Raw genomic sequence first — 18,614 nt, forward strand, 5'->3', positions numbered from 1 at the left:
TATACACCGTTGGTGCGACTCTGGTGGTAGAACTATCACCCGTGGTGACGATCTTGTGTCCGCGTGAGGGTAGATGCGGATCTACAATAATCAGACACTTCGTGCTCCCCCGGCATGTGGGCATCGCCTACCCTCGCATCCCAACACCAAGAACGGAGGTTCCCTATGAACCGGCGTCTTCTCTCCGCCTCACCCGGCATCTTCAGCCTCGTACTCGTCTTCAGCCTGTTGCTGGCCGCGTGTGGCAATAATGGCCCGCCAACCACTGGCGAGAACCCCGCAACGAATACGGCTGCGCCCGCCGCACCGACCGCCACCCTCGCGCCGCCCGAACCCGCCACCTTCACTGAACAGGAGCGTATCAGCGCCGCCGCCGATGGCGAAACCCAGGTCGTCGCGGGCGCTGAGGTCGCACTACCGGCGGAGGCCGTCGAAGGTGCTGGCAACCTCGAACTGGCCGTGGTCGAGGCGAGGGGCACGATTGTAGAGCAACTTGATCAGGTGGTGCAGCGCGAGACGCCCTTCTACACCCTTCAGATGAGTGGGGAGAGCGACTCGCGCCTGCCAGTAGAGCTACGCCTCCCCGCCACCAGCCCCGACTCGCGGGTGGCGGTCTTGGTTGATGGGCTCTACCTCTTTGTGTATGAAGTAGAGCCAGAAGATGGCTTCTTGAGCATCCCGGTGCGCGTGCCATCCGCCAGCCCGCCCGATCTGGAGGGCGACCCGATGGCGACCGCTGGGACGAGCCACTACTTCGTGATTGGCCCGCGCAATGCGGCGGTGCCGCTCTGGGATCAGATCAGTGGGGTGAGCGTGGCCCACGCCCAGAATAGTGGCAACCGCAACTGTATCGTCTATGGCGATATTCCGGTTGAACTGAGCACCTGCCGCCGCAACGCCTCCGGCTCGGTACAGGTGGCCTGGGGTCGCGCCGGCCTGATCACGACCGAGACCGCCGATGCGGTGATCGCCGCCACCGAAGAGGGCATGCGCCGTTTGGCCGCTGCGGGCTTCACCGCCGCTAAGATCTCCGGCCTCAGCCCGGTGCAGATTGCGATCATTGCCGGTGATACAACCCCCACCTACAACTCGACCTTGGGCCGCGTGCGGATCGGGGCCGACGCTGCGGGCCAGATCGGGGGTGCCGAGAGCCGTTATAGCCTGTGGCACGAACTGATGCACTGGGTTGAGGACGAGAACTACGCCATGCTGTGGGGCTTCGTGAATGGCGATCTGCGTTGGTGGCTGGAGAGCGTCGCCGAGGTGGGCGTCTTCATCGCCGACCCCGCCGCCGCCGATTTTGCCGCCAACTTCTATGGCCGCTCGACGCTGAATGACAATAAAACCCTGATCTATCAACTCTCACCCTACCAGTGGGCGTCGAGTGAACAGTATCTGCATGCGCAGTTGCTACGGGCGAATATCTGCTCCAGCGGCTGCCCGTTGACAATGGAGAGCTTTGTTGCGGCGGTGAATGCGGGTACCTACCCCATGCAAGAGAGCGACAAGCGCGCCACGCTGCGGACCAACCTGGATCGCTATGCGCGCTACATCCTCACCGGCAAGCTCGATGGCTATGCCGATACCGTGAGTGCCTTTAGTACTGGCGCACCCATCGGCGACTACGTGGGGGTGATTGAGGACAAGAGTGCGCCGTTTGTCCTCGATACAACCAGTTACCCACCCCAGGTGGTCAAGACGGGAACGATAGAAGCCTCGATGCAGCCGGATAGTGTCTACCCCTTGATGATCCGCAGTGGCCTGGATGGCAGCGCACCGCTGATGAAGCAACGCCCCTCCGGCCAGCCGGTGATGCTGACGGTCGAGGCGGGGGTGGAAGTCTACTACAGTATCAATGGTGGCGAGCCGCAGCACCACACCGGCGCGAGCAAACTGGTGATCGCCCCCATCCACGATGGGATCGGCGAGCCACAAGTGCGGTTGGTGGCAATTGCCCGCGAGACCGCAACCACCTTCAAGGCCAAGGTCGAGCCAATCAAGCTCGAAGGCGACTGGGTGTTTAGCGTCAAAAGCGCAAACATCGTTTCGATGAACTGCCCCAGCGATGACCCTGAAGATGATAGCAGCGCAGAACTGACCGATTCGGATACGCTGCTCCAGTTGACAACCCTGGTCGCCCCAAAGGGTTCCTACCATGCGGCTAACCCCAATCGCCCCGGTGAGTTGGAGTTTGTGTTTGATCCGGGGGCCAGCCTGAAGACCGAACCCACTGATCCCGACATCACCTATGTCTCGACGATCACGCTCAAGGATAAGGAATTCCTTGCCGATCTGGAACTCAGCATCCCGCCAGCTACTACGAGTGGTGCAGCCCCTGGCTCCCAGGCTAACGGCGCAGGCGTCGCCGTAGCCCTGACCCTGCCGACTGGCCTCGCGCTCTTCTTCATGCGCCGCCGCCGCCGTGGCGCGGCCATCCTGATGAGCCTGCTCGCCGTGACCATGCTGACTGGGTGTTTGGGCATCAACATCAGTGGCTCGTTTGGGAGTGAGGTACGCTTCCAGAAGTTGACCTACCAGGACAACCTTGGGGTAGCAACCACGCCCATGTGGCGGCTCACCGAGGGGAAGGGCACCTTCGATATCGATCTGACGATTAAGGTAGAGGTGGCGAGCATTGATGATAGCCCGCCCACCAGCGAGACGCGGGTTTGTCAGGCGACGCTGGCGATCACCGCCGAGGGTGAACTCTTCCCCGATGGGGTGGTGCAACCGGCGGAGGATTAACACGTAGCCGAGCTTCCGGGAAGCTTTCAGCTTCCCGGAAGCTCTCAGCGTAGCATGTCTAGCGCCATGCGCACGATCTCGTCCACGCCGATCTTCTGCATACACTCGGATGGATCGGTATGGCGCGGGCATGTCTGGAATTGGCTGCACGGGCTACACGCCAAACCCGCCGTCACCACCCGATGGCGCGCCGGATCGCCCCACGGCCCGAAGCGTCCGGGGTCGCTGGGGCCAAAGAGGTGAATGCTGGGGCAGCCCTGGCTGACCGCGAGGTGTAGGGGGCCGGTATCACCGCCGATCATCAGGTGGGCACGGGCCAGAATTGCGGCCAGTTGAGGGATGTTGGTAGCTCCGGCCAGGTTGAGCGCCGGGGGGTGTTGTGCTGCCACGCGCCGTGCCAGTTCGACCTCGTCGGGGCCGCCGCTCAGTACGATCCGCCAGCCGCGTGAGGCCAGCGCATGCCCCACGGCGACCCAGCGTTCCGGTGGCCACGCCTTGGTTGGCCCGCTGGCCCCTGGGTGGATGACCACGAAGGGCGCATTGGTCAGGTTGGTGGCGCACCACTGTGCGGCCCACGCACTGGCCGCCGCCCCCGGATCAAAGAAGGTCGGTGGTGCATCACTGGCAACGTGCCCCAACAAGGCCGCCACCACCGCCAAACTCTGGCGGCTTACATGCGCCTTGGGATCGTAGGGCAGTGCGTGGGTGAGGAAGGGCGCACAACGCGGGTGGGCATGGCCGATGCGGATGGGAATCCCGGCCAGGGCGATCAGCATTGCCCCCCACCAGTGGTCGTCGCGGAAGAGCAGCGCGGCATCGTAGTGCATGCGGCGCAGCACCGCTGCGTAGCGCAGCAGCATCCCGTAGGGCCGCAGACGCCGCCGTGGGCCAATGGTGCGTGCAAAGCCGGGGAACTCTAGCGTATGCAGGGTGTTGAGGGCTGGATGGGTGGCCCAGATCATGCGCGACCACGGGCCGACCACCGCGCTGATGTGGGCATGCGGCAAGCCCTGGCGCAACTGCCCCAATGCCGGGGTTGCCAGCAGCAGATCACCGAGTGCATCGGGCTTGATCACCAAAACGCGGGTGGGTGGCATGGGGAACCTCTGGCGGCCCTCACCCCCCCCAGCCCCCCTCGCCCGTGGGCTACGCCCACAGGCGAGGGGGGAGTAGGCGCATCACGCTGCGGAATCTCCCCTCTCCCATCAAGGGAGAGGGGCTGGGGGTGAGGGCCGATCTGCCTAAAACAGCATCGCGCCCGACTCGCGGGCCAGTTGGCGCAGCCGATCACTAGAGGCTTTGTTGTTGCGCTTCTCTTCTTGATCGGCCAACGCATTGAGCTGCGTGACGAGATCGGACGTGATCATGGCCACGTTCTTGCGCAGCAGCTTGGTCGCCGCCTGAGGCGTTTCGGCCAGCATCAGTTCGTTGATGAAGCGCTCCTGGGGCGAGAGCCGATCCTGGATGATCGTCACCGCCTCTTCGGCGAGACGATCAAGCAGCGCCACGGCCTGCTCATGTCCGGCGCGCTGGGCGGCACCGACGTTGGCCGAGAGTACCATCAGGAAGGCTTCGTTGACCTGATCGGCGTTGGTGTGGAGGGCCGCAAATGGATCTTCAGCCGAGAGTACCAGTTCTAAGACCTTGCTCCCAGCCTCAAACATCTCCTGGGCTTGGCGGTCGAGATCCTCGACAATCTCTAGGACGCGGGTGCGGCGTACGGTGAGCCGCTCCACCTCCACCGTATCCCCGGCCAGTTCGAGCGCTTCGATCTGCTGCGTCCAGACCTCGAAGAAGTCATAGTCAATGTAGCCGCGCAACTGGGCGACGTTCTCTTCGAGATCCTCTTCGGGGGCGCTCGCCAGCCGTGCGATCACCTCGGCCAGTTCGGCATCCTCAGCGGCGGAGCCATCGAGGCCACCCAACTCTTCGGCGAGGTGGTCGCGCACCGCCTCCAACAACATCCGCGAGTCGGCCTGACTCGGCGGGGTTGCGCCGATGAAGGCGTTGAGGGTCGTGAAGAACTCCTCGTTCAGTTCGGTGCGGTGGGCGTCTACCAACTCGGAGAAGCCAGAGCCAGTGGCGAGTGCCCCGGCCAGTTCGCTGATCAGATCCACCCGGCGGCGCTGGGCTTCGAGCATCTCGCGAGAGATACCGTCAGCTTCGAGAATCGTGTCCAACAACGAGGGCAGAGTCAGGAAGTGGCGCGGATTGAGCAGATGTACACGCGGGGCATTTTGGGGGAGCGACTGCATCACAAAGCTGGTTGCATCACTCACAAAACGCTCTTGTTCAGCCGGTGAACTCTTCATCTCTTGGGGGAAATAGACCAGACAGAGTTGCTTGGTGGCATCGTGATAGAAGATCGGTGCCCCCAGCATACTGGCGGTCTGACAATTGGGGCAAACGGCCATATTCAACTGACCGCTGAGGAGCGCCTGCTTGAGTTCGGGTTGCTGCGTTACATCAATCAAGGTATAGACGGCGGTGCGAAAGGGATTGCCACATGCGGGGCAATTGAGTTGCACCGGTTGAGGGGCGACAGCAGGCATGTCAGTCTCCGCTAGATGATGGGTGACGATTATCGCCGGATTATACCAGAGATCGCGATCTAGCCTCTTCTCCCGATAACCGCAAAGAGCGGATCACTCAGCCAGCGACAGGGTGAACGATCTAAACCACGAATAGCATCGAAGCACCCGGCATAGCTGAAGTATTGTTTCACTAAGGTCATATGCTGCGCGTCGCTGGTACCCACCCAGACATGCACGGCTTTACTGGGAAAACAACGGTTGGAGAAACTGACAATAAAGGGTGCCCCTGGTTTGAGAATCCGCCCAACTTCAATAAAGACCTCAATGGGGCGGGTGAGGTACTGTACCGAGACAGTACACAGAGCGGCGTCGAAGCTGGCGTCGGCAAAGGGAAGATGGGGTTCGTTATTCAGGTCGTGGATGATGTACTCGTTGAGTTGCGTGTTTTGACGCAACTCCTCCTCGTTGAGGCCCAATCCAACCACCCATTTCCGCGTCAGATCGCTGGGGAGGTGGGTATGATAACTACTCATCAGATCGAAGATGTGGGCGGAAGCGGGGATCTCTTCGTGGAAGATCTGGCCCAAGGCACGTTGGGCAGGCTCATCAATGTGGGCAGTGAGGCGCGGGTAACGGTAGAAATCGCGGTCGTCACCCTCATCGTAGCGGCGGAAGTAGGTGGTGGGAAAATGGTGTTCACCAAACAATGGATGCTCCTTCACCTTTCTACCCCGAAGCAAATTCCTGTTATAGTATAGGCTCAGGTTTTCTCGCGGCGCAAGGGAGGAAGAGAGCTATGCGAGCAATCCGCTTCCACGAGACGGGTGGGCCAGAGGTGTTGCGTGTTGATGAGATTGATCGCCCTGATCCGGAACCGGGTCAGGTACGGGTGAAGGTAGTTGCTACGGGGCTTAACTATATCGAGACGTATCATCGTAGCGGGCTTTATCCGCTGTCGCTGCCCTACATCCCTGGGAGTGAGTTTGCTGGCACGGTGGATGCCATCGGTGCGGGGGTGAACGGCGTGGCGGTTGGGGATCGTGTGGCAACGGCGGCGGGTCTGGGCGGCTATGCTGAGTATGCGCTGATTCCCGCCGAGAAGTTGGTGCATGTTCCCGCTGCGGTGGATCTTGACCTGGCGGCGGCGGTGATGCTTCAGGGAATGACCGCGCACTACCTCGTCTTTAGCACCTATCCGCTTAAAGCGGGCGAGACCTGCTTGATCCACGCGGCGGCGGGTGGCGTGGGCTTGCTGCTGGTGCAACTGGCGCACCGTATTGGGGCGCGGGTGATCGCCACGGTGGGTTCGGCGGCCAAAGCCGAGTTGGCGCGCACCGCCGGGGCCGATGAGGTCATTTTCTACCGCGAGGAGCCGTTTGCCCCCCGCGTGCGTGAACTGACCGCCGGGCGCGGCGTGGATGTCGTCTACGACTCGGTCGGTAAGGATACCTGGGAGGGCAGCCTGGATAGCCTGCGCCCACGTGGGATGCTGGTCAGTTTTGGCAATGCGAGTGGGGCAGTGCCGCCCACCAGCCCGCTCGTGCTAAGTGCCAAAGGCTCGATCTTCCTCACCCGGCCCATGCTCTGGCACTACATCGCCACGCCAGAGGAGTTGGCATGGCGGGCGACCGATCTCTTCACCTGGATCGCCCAGGGCGAACTTCAGGTGCGTGTTGATCGCCGCTTCCCACTCGCGGACGCCGCCGACGCCCATCGCGCCCTTGAAGGCCGCGAGACGGCGGGCAAAGTCTTGATCATTCCTTAAACCATAGGGTCAACCAGTTATGCGCGTTGTGATGAAGTTTGGCGGTACCTCGGTCGGCAGCGCCGATGCAATCCGACAGGTCGCCGCTATTGTCAACGAGAGTCGCCAGGACCACGAGGTGGTGGTTGTGGTGTCGGCGATGAATGCCCCCGACCTACGGACGACCGATACGCTGATTGCGGCGGCCCATGCGGCGGCGCAAGGCGATGGGAATGCGACGGCCCATGTGGCTCCGCGCCTGCTCGATCTTCATATGCGTGCTGCGGCTGAGTTGGCCCCGCCTGCTGCATGTGCGGCGCTGGAGCCAGAGATTCGCACGATGCTCGATTATCTGAGCAATCTTTCGCGCAGTATTGCGGTGCTGGGCGAACTGACGCCGCGTGCGCTCGATCTCTTCAGTGGCCTGGGTGAACGGCTCAATGCGCGCCTCATCGCCACCGCCCTGCGCGCCGCCGGGGTGCCCGCCGAGGCGATTGATGCCACCGAATTGATCATTACCGATGATCGCTACGGTGCGGCCTCGCCGCTGATGGAGGAGACCACCGAGCGCACCCGCAAGCGGCTTCTCCCCCTCCTCGAAGCAGGGGTCGTGCCGGTGGTTACCGGGTTCATCGGGGCAACACGCGCCGGGGTGCCGACCACCTTGGGCCGGGGCGGGAGCGACTATTCCTGTTCCATCCTGGGGTCATGCCTCGATGCCAACGAGGTCTGGTTCTGGAAAGAGGTGGATGGCGTGCTGACCGCCAACCCCAAGGTGGTGCCCGAAGCGCGTTCGCTGCGCGTGCTCTCCTATAGCGAGATGGCCGAATTGGCCTACTATGGGGCGAATGTCCTGCATCCCAAGACGGTATTGCCGTTGGTGCAGCGCAACATTCCGATTCGCATCCGCAACACCTTCAACCCCACACACCCCGGTACGCTGATCGGTGAGGGACGGGGGGATCGTACCGCTCGTGCAGTGACGGCGATCAAAGAGGTGAGCATGATCACCGTGGGCGGGCCGGGGATGCTCGGTCTCTCTGGGGTGGCGGCGCGCATCTTTACCGCTGTGGCACGCGCCAAAGCCAACATCCTGCTCATCTCGCAGGCCAGCAGCGAGCAGAGCGTCTGCCTCGCCGTGCCCCTGGCCGAAACTTCGGCGGCGGTAGCCGAACTGCGCAAAGAATTAGAGAGCGAGTTCTCGGCCCATAATGTCGAGCATATCGAGGTGAAGGACTCGGTCATGATCATCGCCGTGGTCGGATCGGGCATGCGCGGAACACCCGGTATTGCCGGGCAGGTCTTCGGGGCAATGGGCGAGGCGAAGATCAATGTGATCGCGATTGCTCAGGGCAGCACCGAGAACAACATTTCGTTGGTGGTCTCCGCCACCGATGGGGATGCGGCGGTACGGGCGATTCATCGCAGTTTTGCATTATGAATCCGTAGAGACGCATAATTATGCGTCTCTACCCCAACCGCACCACCTCGACCCGATTAGAATGAAACACCGCCCCGCCGCCCAGATCGGCCAGATCATCCGAGGTGGTCCAGTTGATGTTGCGACCCTCTGGCGAGTGGCTGGGCCAGTGGCCCTTGAGCGCCACCGCCACCCCCGGCGGCACATCGCTGCTGATCTGCGCCCGCAGCAGACAGTCGCCACGGGCATTCACGACCCGCACCGGATCGCCGTCACTGATCCCGCGCACCACCGCATCCTGCGGGTTGAGTTCGATGCGTGGCTCGCCCTGCTTGTTGCGGAGGCTGGGCTGGTTGCCAAAGGTACTACTCACAAAGTGGTGCGCCCCGGCTGAGATCAGAATCAGCCCCGTGCCATCCAACTCCGCCACCGGCACATGGTCGGGGAGCGGGTCAACCCCGTGCTGCGCCATCGCCGCACAGAGCAGCTCCACCTTGCCCGATGGCGTGGGAAAGCGCAGATCCGCATACGGGGTGAAGTTCTCTTCGGTAAAGTGCAGCGCCACAGTGCCCTCACGCTGCAACTGCTCCAGGGTGATGCCGGTTAGTTGCGGGTTGTGCGGGCGACTCGCCTCCAGGATCTCGGCGATCACCTCTTCGGCACTCGCGTGCAGCCACGGCTCGGTGTAGCCCATCGCCTGTGCCAGGGCACGCATGGTGTCCCAATTGCTGTGCGCCTCGCCCAGCGGCGCAATCGCGGCATGGTTGTATTGCAGATGGCGGTGGCCATACGGGCGGTGCAGGTCTACCTGCTCAAGTTGGGTCGTGGCGGGCAGGACAATATCGGCATAGCGGGCGGTGTCGCTCATGAACTGCTCATGCACGACGGTGAAGAGATCCTCGCGCAGCAAGCCGCGCACGATCAGGCCCGCGTTGGGAGCCGAGGCCACCGGGTTGGCTCCGTAGACATACAGCCCCATGATCGGCGGATCTTGCACCTCCCCGGTCAGTACCGCCCCCAGGCGGTTCATGTTGATGCTGCGCGGGCTAGGCGGGCATTCATGGGCATGACCGACCGCCGCGCTCGCCCATTTGACATAGCCACTGGTGCTGTAGTTCAGCCCGCCACCAGGAACCCCATACTGCCCGACCAGGGCGGGCAGGCAACAGAGCGCCCGTACTGCTTGGCCGCCATTCGTATGGCGTTGAATGCCATCGGCGAACTTGAGCATGGCCGGTTTGGTGGTGGCATAGCGCCGCGCCAGATCAACGATCACCTCAGACTCCAGGCCAGTCAGGGCAGCCACGCGCTCCGGCGGGTAGAGCGCGGCACGATCCTGAAGCTCGCGCCAGCCGTGGGTGTGCGCCGCCAGCCACGCCTGATCCTGCAAACCCTCGGCAAAGATGACATGCATCAACCCCAAGGCCAGCGCCGCATCGGTTGCGGGCCGAATCTGGAGGAAGAGATCGGCATGCTGGGCGGTCAGACTGCGGCGCGGGTCTACCACCACCACGTAGGTGCCCTGGCGCTGGGCCGCACGCAGCAGCGGCATGAAGTGCGGGCCAGACGTGGCCGGATTGTTCCCCCAGAGAATAACCAACTTACTCTTCAGCACCTCACGCGGGTCGGGGCCGTGGCGCACCCCCAAGGTCGCCGGCACCGCGACATGCGAAGCGCTACAGCAGATCGTGCGATCCAGCCCGCTGGCCCCCATCCGATTCCAGAGGCGTTCGTCACACACCCCCATCTGCACCAAACCGAGCGTCCCACTATAGGAGTAGGGCAGAATCGCCGCCGCGCCGTGGGTAGCGATGATCGCCTGCCAGCGCTCGGCAATCTCGGCCAGCGCCGCCGCCCAGGAGATACGCTCCCACTGATCGCCGCCCTTCGGGCCAACCCGGCGCAGCGGGTGTAACACGCGCTCAGTACTATAGACCCGTTCCAAGTAGGGGCGCACCTTGGCACACAACCAACCCTGAGTCATCGGGTGGGCCGGGTCACCACGCAGAGCGACCGCACGCCCCGCATGAACCTCGGTGATCAACGCACATGTATCGGGGCAGTCGTGGGGGCACGCGCCCCGAATCTGGGTGGAAGTCATGTGGGTACTCCTTGATCATCCCGTAGGGGCGAAGCATCGCCCGCCAACCTCATTCGGGTTTCCCTGCTCTATGGTGGGCGATGCTTCGCCCCTACTCCTGATGATCGGGTTTCTTGGTATCTTAACATAGAGCCAACGGCATCGGAACTTTCCCCGCCCGCAACACGTCTCTCCAACAGCATGCCCAAATTCTCCACCCAGAGGAGGCTCCCGATGCACCCATACCGCCGCTTGCCATCCATGGCCCTGTTCTTCAGCCTCATCCTGATGCTCCTGGCCGCCTGTGGATCTGCGCCTAGCTCCCAGTCTGTGCCGGTCAGTGCCCCCGCCGCTGGCGCGGGCAGTAGTGGCCTATCGAGTGCTGAACGTGAGAATAGCGCCCCACCCGCCCCCGCCGCTACCGCCCCAGCCGACGTTATGGGGTTGCCCGCCACTGATGCCAGCAGCGGCGACGCCGAGAAGCCCCCGATTGCCGGGGAGGTCGCCGCCGCCCCAACTGACGGTGGCCTCGGTGAGGCCAGCCCCGCCTCGCGCCCCCAGGGCCAAGTTGCCAACCTCAAGGCGGGCGAGATTGATGACAACGACGATTTTGCCGCCTACCTCGACTACCTGCGCACCTACCAGATGGGTGAAGTACGCCAGGTTGATCCCAGCGAGCGCTACCTGATCCGCGTGATTGACGATAACCAGCGCCCGGTGCTCGATGCACGGATCAGCATCTACGCCGGGGAGGAACTGGTCTTCCAGGGGCGCACCTACGCCGGTGGCGAGACGATCTTTCTGCCACGGGTGATCGGGGTTAGCCCGAACGCCACCACGTTCCGCCTCGTGGCCAATTATGGCAACGCCAGCGCCGAGGTGAGTTTCGAGCGCGGGAGCAGCGCCCCGATTGAGGTCGGGCTGCGCGGTGTCCAGATCGATCCGACCCTGCGCCTTGATCTGCTCTTTCTGCTCGATACCACCGGCAGTATGGGCGACGAGTTGTACCGTATCCAGGAGACGATTGACAGCATCGCCCAGCGCATAGACACCTTCAACCCACGTCCACAGATCCGCTACGGGTTGGTAGCCTACAAGGACGAGGGCGATGAGTATGTGACCCGCCCGGTCGCCTTCACCACCGACCTCGCCGCCTTCCGCGCTGAACTAAACGCCCTCACGGCCATGGGCGGGGGCGACACCCCGGAGGCGGTGGATGCCGCGTTGGAGGATGCCCTGCTCACGATGGAGTGGAGCGATCAAGCGGCGGTGCGCCTCGTCTTCCTGGTTGCCGATGCTGGCCCGCACACGTATGAGCAGATGCAGTTTACCTACCTGGACGGTGCGCGTGAGGCTGTCGCACGCGGGGTCAAGATCTACCCGATTGCCGCCAGCAACACCGATGCTCCGGCGGAATATGTCTTCCGCCAACTGGCCCAGCAGACCATGGCGGGCTTCATCTTCCTGACCTACCAGGAGGGTGCGAGTTCGGGTGCGCCGGGTGAGAGCACCACACTTGAGGCGGGCGATCAGCCCTACACCGTCGAGCGCCTGGATGATCTGATCGTCAGTATCGTGCAGCGCGAGTTAGCCGCAGCGGTGGGGGTGCGTTAAGCAGTCACACGGTGCGGAACCGATTGGGTTCCGCACCGTACTTATTCCTTTACCACCTGCAACAAGCGCTCCTTCACCCGCCGATACTCCACCTCGATCACCCCAAAGAGCGCGTAGGTCTCATTATCGGCCAGATTCTGGTGCGCACGCTGCTCCAACTGCTGACAGATCGCGGCTAGACTTTGGGCACCCAACGAGAGGCTACTGCCCTTAAAGCGGTGGGACAAACGCCCCAATTGGTTCAAGTCATTGGGCCATGCCGCCCGCATCGCAATCAGATCACGTTCAGCCTGTTCCAAGAAGATCTCGATCAGCTTGGCAAATTCGGATGCACTGCCCATACTCTCCCGCAGCATCGTCAAGACATCCTGATTGAGCTGAACCGGCTCCTCAGCAGGGGCAATTTCGGTCGTCGTTGGTGCATGGCGTCCACGCTGGGCACGCAGCAGCGCCGCCTCAAGATCAGCGCGCAACATCGGCTTACTGATATAGTCATCCATACCCGCCGCCAGACACACCTCACGGTCGCCCGTCATCGCATTGGCTGTCACAGCGATGATGTAGGGTTGGCGGGATTCGGGCAACATCGCCCGCAGACGGCGCGTAGCATCCAAGCCATCCATATCGGGCATCTGCACATCCATCAGCACCACATCATAATCACGGTGGTGCATGGCGGCAATCACCTCTTTGCCATTGGAAGCGAGGTCGGCATAATAGCCAATCTTCTCCAACATACGCAGGGCCACCTGCTGATTGACTTGGTGATCCTCCGCGAGCAACACGCGCATTGGGCGGCCCAACTTTGCCAGTTTGGGGCGATCAGTACGAGGAATAGTGGTGATGATGGATGGGTTGGGATCAACGGCTGTACTACGGAATGTCACGCGGAAGGAGGAGCCAACCCCAACCTTACTCTGCACCGTAATCGTGCCCCCCATCAACTCACTCAAGCGACGGCTGATCGCCAAACCCAGCCCAGTACCACCAAAGCGACGGGTCGTACTCGCATCAATCTGGCTAAAGGGGCGGAAGAGGCGATCCATGCGATCCTCAGGAATACCGATCCCGGTGTCTGCCACCGTCATCGTGATGATCAGATGATCGCCGCTGGAGGTCTCATCGGGGCGCGCCGAGACACGTATTGTCACCTCACCAGCATTGGTAAACTTGATCGCATTGGAGACCAGATTCACCAAAATCTGGCGCACGCGGGTGATGTCACCGACAATCATCGCCGGCATCTGCGAACTCACCATCCCCGTCAAGACCAGACCCTTCTCCAGCGCCTTGGGGCCAAGGAGTTCATTCACCTCTCCGACACACACATGGATACTAAAGGGCTGCTGTTCAAGCTCCATATGCCCCGACTCAATCTTCGAGAAGTCGAGGATATTATTGATCAGCGCCACCAACATATCACCACTGGTACGGATCGTCTCGGCATACTGACGCTGCTCACGGGTCAAATCGGTATCGAGCATCAGAGTCGTCATACCGATCACCGCATTCATGGGCGTGCGGATCTCGTGGCTCATGGTCGCAAGGAAGGATGACTTCGCCAGCGTCGCTGCTTCAGCCGCATCCTTGGCATGCACCAACTCTGCGGTATCACGCACACGATCACTCACATCACGATAGAGCCAGAGGTGACCATGGTAGCACTCATCCTCAAAGACGGGCACAAAATCACACTCCAGGCTGCGCCCATCGGCCATACGCACCATATGCCCAGTGACGGGTTGGCGCTGTTCAAGGATCTGGTGAAAGCGTGCAAAGAAGGCATCTGCATTCTCTAGGCTTGGGGTGATCATGCGCGCAATATCCTGGCAATCCATCCCAATCAACGCCTCTGGAGGAATGGCAAGGCCAAACATGGCGCAGAAGGTCTGGTTGACAAGGGTCAGGCGACACTGATCATCCTCAACCAGCACCCCCGCTTGGATATTCGCAATCAGGGTCGAGAGGCGCGAATTAGCATTCTGCGACGCCATCGTGACCTGAATGCGCGAGCTAATATCGAAGGCCACCCCGATCACCCCAGTCACCTGCCCCTGCACATCGCGGATGGGGTGGTAGCGCGTCTCGAAGGAGAAATCCTTGAGTTGGTTGAGGACAGCAAAGCTCTCGCCATCAAGCGCCCGGCGGATACTTTGCAGAATCTGGGGTTGATCAGCATAGATAGTAAAGACCGATTGCCCAGTGAACATGCCGGGCTTCAAGCCCAACAACTCCAAACCCTTACCTGCACCGAGGATAAAATGACCCTGCTGATCGAGCACAAACAGAACCACTGGCATGGTCTGAAAGACCATACGCAAATAGGTTTCGCTATGCCAGAAGAGTTGCGAGTAATAGCGCCGCTCACTGATGGGCGTCACCACACCAAAAAAGTTGCTCAACTGGCCCTGCGCATCAAAAATAGGCGAGACCTGGAGCGAGATCCAGTAGGGTTGGCCCGCTTTATTGTAGTTGAGTACGGTTTCGCTAAAGCCCTGGCCTTGGCGAATAGCGAGACTCATGCGCTCAACGGTGGCCTTATCGGTACCCGGCCCCTGAAGCAGATCCCCCGGCTTGTGGCCCGCCACATCCGCCAAGACATAGCCGGTCAAACGGGTAAACCCTGCATTCACCCACTCGATCCGACCCTGATGATTGGTAAGAATCATCGCATTGCTCGAATGTTGCGCAATGCGGGTTAGAACATGGGCATCTTGATATGCACCCTGCGGCTGGCTTGTGGCGGAGGATGACAAGAGCATAGCAGCGCATCCCTGATGATAACCTGTAGATCTCCATAACCAGTATAGCGCATGTTCGTATCAATAGATAGGTTGGGATCTAGATTAGGTGTTGTAGGGGCGAGGCATGTGGCCCAACGAATAGGGCAGAACCCATCCATATTGTATGGAGCCACATGCTTCGCCCCTACAAGCGGGTATAATACCCCTACGAACCTCACCTACACAAGATACAAACCCTATGAAAGAACGCATCTTCGTCGCCCTTGATGTCGAGACAACCGGGCTGCAAGCCGGTATAGACGAGATCATCGAGTTTGCGGCGGTCAAATTTCGTGGTGGCGAGATCCTTGAGCGCTTTAGCCAACTCATCGCACCGCGCCAACCCCTGCCACTCAAGATCACCCGGCTGACCGGGATTACGCCAGACGATCTCGCCGATGCCCCGTCCTTCAACGAAGTGGGCGGCAAGATCGTGAGTTTCATTAAGAGTTACCCGCTGGTGGGGCATTCGATCAGTTTTGATCTCAAAATGCTGACCTCCCAGGGCATGAATTTCAGTCAGCCCGTCTATGACACCTTCGATCTGGCGACGATCCTGCTGCCCCAGATGGCGGTGTATAAGCTCGGTGCTATTGCGGAGCGCCTGGGGATCGCGCACCCCGCCGACCACCGGGCGCTGAATGATGCCGAGGTCACGGCGCATGTCTTCAACCACCTTTTAGGCGTGATTGAAGCGTTGAGTCTGGAGCAACTGAAGGAGATTGTGCGTATCAGTACGCAAGTCCCCTTCCCCATGCGCGACCTTTTTGAGCATGCGCTGGAGCAGCGCGCCCGACAGGTTCTTGTCGAACCACGTCTGATACCCGCCAATTCGCGATTCACATGGGAAATGGATGCGTCGCCCACGTTGGAACCAACGAACGACAGTCGCCCGCTCGATCTCGACCAGATCGCGCAGTTCTTCAGTCGCGAGGGCGCATTGGGGCATGCCTTCCCCGGCTACGAAGAGCGCAGCGCCCAGATCGAGATGGCGCGTGCAGTAGGTGCGGCCTTCAATGAGGGCCACGCCCTGATTGTCGAGGCCGGAACGGGTACCGGCAAGAGTTGGGCTTATCTCGTACCGGCGGTGCAGCACGCACTGCGGCGCGGTGAGCGGGTGGTGGTCTCGACCAACACGATCAATCTGCAAGACCAACTCTTCTTCAAAGATGTTCCCGATCTGCAACAGATCATGGCCGGGGAATCGGAGGACGATCCGCCCTTCCGGGCTGCCCTGCTCAAGGGACGCAGCAATTACCTCTGCCTCAAGCGCTACCACGAGGTGCGCGAGAACCCAGCCCTCAACCCCGAAGAGGTGCGGGCGCTGCTCAAGATTCAGCTTTGGCTCCCCACCACCACCAGTGGCGATAAGGCCGAACTGCTACTCTTTGATCGCGAGCATACCGCCTGGAACCGCGTGAGTGTGACGAGTGAGACATGTATCGGGGTGCGCTGCAAACACTTTGCGCAGTGCTTCTTCTTCCAGGCGCGCCGCGAAGCCGAAACCGCACATATCCTGGTGGTCAATCACGCGCTCTTACTCGCCGATCTGACCAGTACGGCGAGGGTGCTGCCCGACTACAATCATGTGATTATTGACGAGGCCCACAACCTAGAGGATGTGGCCACCGATCAACTCAGTTTCAGTATTGATCAGGCCAAGTTGATCCAGTTCCTCGACGATCTCTACCTAGAAGGCGGCTTCCAGGCGGTGAGCGGCCTGCTGAGCGATCTACCCATGCGGATGAGCCAGGGGCAGGTCGAACAGGCACTACTCGACAAAGTGAGCGAGCAGGTACGGGTACTCATGCCGAGCGTCATGCGCACGCGGCTCACGATTGACGAGTGCTTCAGCCAGATCAACACCTTTATCGCCAAAGAGGCCGAAGCCAGCCCCTACGACTCCCGCTTGCGGCTCACCGATCAGATCCGCCAACGCGATACCTGGGAGATAATCCAGGTCAACTGGCAATACCTGTTAGACAATCTAACGGCGATTGGTGACGGTCTGGGTAAGATCGAGGCCATTCTGAGCGGCATAGATCGTGATGCCTTCATGAACTATGACGAGCTATTCCTCAAGACCACCATCCTGAACCGATTTGTGCTTGAAGTCCGCACACATACCAAGGACATCATCTTTGGCAACCCAGAGGCTATTTGTTGGCTGACCCATGATCGCTTCCGTAACAGCCTCTTTATGATCGCCGCGCCCCTGGATGTGGCCGAGATCATGCAGGCGCACCTCTTCACCCAAAAGCGCAGCGTGATCCTCGCCTCAGCCACGCTGACCATTGCGGGGAGCTTCGACTTCATCAGCGAACGAATCGGCATCAGCGACTACCAGAGTCTCCAACTCGACAGCCCCTTCGACTTTGAGCAACAAGCGCTGGTCTTCATCCCCAACGACATCGCCGAACCCAACCAACGCGGCTATCAGCAATCGGTCGAGCAGAGCCTGATTGATCTCTGCACCGTCACTGGCGGGCGCACATTAGCGCTCTTCACCGCCAACAGTGCGCTCAAGCAGACCTACGCCGCCATCCAGGAGAACTTGGAGGAGCAGGAGATCGCCGTCTTAGCCCAGGGGGTAGACGGCTCACGGCGCGCGCTCCTCGACCGCTTCCGCGAATTTCCGCGCACCGTCCTCTTAGGCACGAGCAGCTTCTGGGAGGGCGTGGATGTGGTGGGGGATGCACTCTCGGTGTTGGTGATCACCAAACTGCCCTTCACCGTCCCCACCGATCCGATCTACGCGGCGCGCAGTGAACTCTTCACCGACGCCTTCAACGAATACAGCGTCCCATTGAGTATTCTGAAGTTCAAGCAGGGCTTCGGGCGGCTCATCCGCTCACGAGAAGATCGTGGGATCGTGGTCATTCTCGACAAGCGGGTGATCTCGAAGAAGTACGGGCAACAATTCCTCGACTCGCTACCCCACACCCGTATCCGCACCGGTGTACTCAAGCAGTTGCCGAGCTTAGCCAAGCGGTTTTTTGAGGGGTGATTTTAGAAAGGCAATCAGAATAATGCACCGTGTTAAGCGGCTACTTCGTCCGATTGCGCGTAACCTCGTCTCGCTCGTACTTCGCCAGCGAGAACAGTTAACCCCGAATGCCGTATTAACCAAGTATCGCCAAGGCCGCTTTCCAATGGCGGGGCGACTCGACATTGTGCAGTGGCACGACCCAGAGATGCGTGCGATCCTCCCGCTCGATTCGCGTTTTCATGTCCCCACTAACATACGCAAACTCATCAACCGTGGCCACTTCACCGTCACCTTCAACCGCGCATTCGGCAAGGTGATTGCCGAATGCGCCGCAATCCATCCTCTACGCGAAACAACCTGGCTCTCGCCCGATCTTGTAGCGGTATACACCAAACTGCATGACCTTGGCTATGCCCATAGTACCGAGGTTTGGAATGGCGATGATCTGGTTGGCGGTGGATATGGGATTAGTATCGGTGGCTTCTTTTCTGGCGAAAGCTTGTTCTATCGAGAGAAGAACGCCAGCAAAGTCGGGATGGTATACCTTATCGAGCACCTTCGCGAACGTGGTTTTGTGCTGGTTGACGCGCAGATGGCCAGCAATCTGACGCGACAGTTTGGGGTGATCGAGATACCACGTACCGAGTATCACGCACTTCTGGCTGAGGCGCTGAAGCTCGATGTGCATTTTTAGTCGGTGCTCGT

General features: G+C 60.7%; 11 protein-coding genes. 6 read left to right on the plus strand and 5 right to left on the minus strand.

Going from position 1 to position 18,614, the window contains the following annotated elements:
• Nucleotides 1-165: 165 nt before the first annotated feature.
• A complete protein-coding gene (locus EKD03_RS12945) occupies nucleotides 166-2,745 on the plus strand; it encodes a hypothetical protein (protein ID WP_129631411.1) in 2,580 nt (859 codons plus the stop codon).
• Between the two features lie 44 nt (nucleotides 2,746-2,789).
• Here EKD03_RS12945 and EKD03_RS12950 read toward each other — a convergent pair whose 3' ends face one another.
• The 3 genes from EKD03_RS12950 to EKD03_RS12960 form a co-directional block, all read right to left on the minus strand.
• Complete coding sequence (locus EKD03_RS12950) at nucleotides 2,790-3,842, minus strand: glycosyltransferase family 9 protein (protein WP_129631413.1); 1,053 nt, start codon at nucleotides 3,840-3,842, stop codon at nucleotides 2,790-2,792.
• A 144-nt stretch (nucleotides 3,843-3,986) separates the two neighbouring features.
• Nucleotides 3,987-5,297 carry a CpXC domain-containing protein gene (locus EKD03_RS12955; protein ID WP_129631415.1) on the minus strand — a complete coding sequence of 437 codons (1,311 nt, stop codon included), beginning with the start codon at nucleotides 5,295-5,297 and terminating at the stop codon, nucleotides 3,987-3,989.
• Nucleotides 5,298-5,356: 59 nt separating this feature from the next.
• Nucleotides 5,357-5,986 carry a class I SAM-dependent methyltransferase gene (locus EKD03_RS12960; protein ID WP_129631417.1) on the minus strand — a complete coding sequence of 210 codons (630 nt, stop codon included), beginning with the start codon at nucleotides 5,984-5,986 and terminating at the stop codon, nucleotides 5,357-5,359.
• 89 nt (nucleotides 5,987-6,075) lie between these two features.
• Here EKD03_RS12960 and EKD03_RS12965 point away from each other — a divergent pair, with 89 nt between their 5' ends.
• On the plus strand, nucleotides 6,076-7,044 hold the full coding sequence (locus EKD03_RS12965) for a quinone oxidoreductase family protein (RefSeq protein WP_129631419.1): 969 nt from the start codon (nucleotides 6,076-6,078) through the stop codon (nucleotides 7,042-7,044).
• A gap of 19 nt (nucleotides 7,045-7,063) precedes the next feature.
• Nucleotides 7,064-8,464 (plus strand): aspartate kinase, encoded by a 1,401-nt coding sequence (locus EKD03_RS12970; protein WP_129631421.1) that lies wholly within the window; start codon nucleotides 7,064-7,066, stop codon nucleotides 8,462-8,464.
• Between the two features lie 28 nt (nucleotides 8,465-8,492).
• Here EKD03_RS12970 and EKD03_RS12975 read toward each other — a convergent pair whose 3' ends face one another.
• Nucleotides 8,493-10,544, minus strand: a complete 2,052-nt coding sequence (locus EKD03_RS12975; RefSeq protein WP_129631423.1) for a molybdopterin-containing oxidoreductase family protein — start codon at nucleotides 10,542-10,544, stop codon at nucleotides 8,493-8,495.
• A gap of 213 nt (nucleotides 10,545-10,757) precedes the next feature.
• Between EKD03_RS12975 and EKD03_RS12980 the strand changes: the two genes are divergently transcribed.
• Nucleotides 10,758-12,137: a vWA domain-containing protein gene (locus EKD03_RS12980; protein WP_161569261.1), complete on the plus strand. Its 1,380-nt coding sequence runs from the start codon at nucleotides 10,758-10,760 to the stop codon at nucleotides 12,135-12,137.
• A 41-nt stretch (nucleotides 12,138-12,178) separates the two neighbouring features.
• On the opposite strand, the gene EKD03_RS12985 is transcribed toward EKD03_RS12980, so the two are convergent.
• Nucleotides 12,179-14,899 carry a PAS domain-containing hybrid sensor histidine kinase/response regulator gene (locus tag EKD03_RS12985; RefSeq protein WP_129631428.1) on the minus strand — a complete coding sequence of 907 codons (2,721 nt, stop codon included), beginning with the start codon at nucleotides 14,897-14,899 and terminating at the stop codon, nucleotides 12,179-12,181.
• 220 nt (nucleotides 14,900-15,119) lie between these two features.
• On the opposite strand from EKD03_RS12985, the gene EKD03_RS12990 reads away from it, so the two are divergent.
• Both EKD03_RS12990 and aat read left to right on the plus strand, forming a co-directional pair.
• The gene (locus tag EKD03_RS12990; RefSeq protein ID WP_129631432.1) at nucleotides 15,120-17,927 is read left to right on the plus strand and encodes a helicase C-terminal domain-containing protein; all 2,808 of its coding nucleotides are present in this window, start codon (nucleotides 15,120-15,122) and stop codon (nucleotides 17,925-17,927) included.
• A gap of 22 nt (nucleotides 17,928-17,949) precedes the next feature.
• The gene (gene aat / locus EKD03_RS12995; protein ID WP_129631435.1) at nucleotides 17,950-18,603 is read left to right on the plus strand and encodes a leucyl/phenylalanyl-tRNA--protein transferase; all 654 of its coding nucleotides are present in this window, start codon (nucleotides 17,950-17,952) and stop codon (nucleotides 18,601-18,603) included.
• The last annotated feature ends 11 nt before the right edge of the window (nucleotides 18,604-18,614 follow it).

The organism is Candidatus Oscillochloris fontis, assembly GCF_004138135.1.
GTDB lineage: Bacteria > Chloroflexota > Chloroflexia > Chloroflexales > Chloroflexaceae > Oscillochloris > Oscillochloris fontis.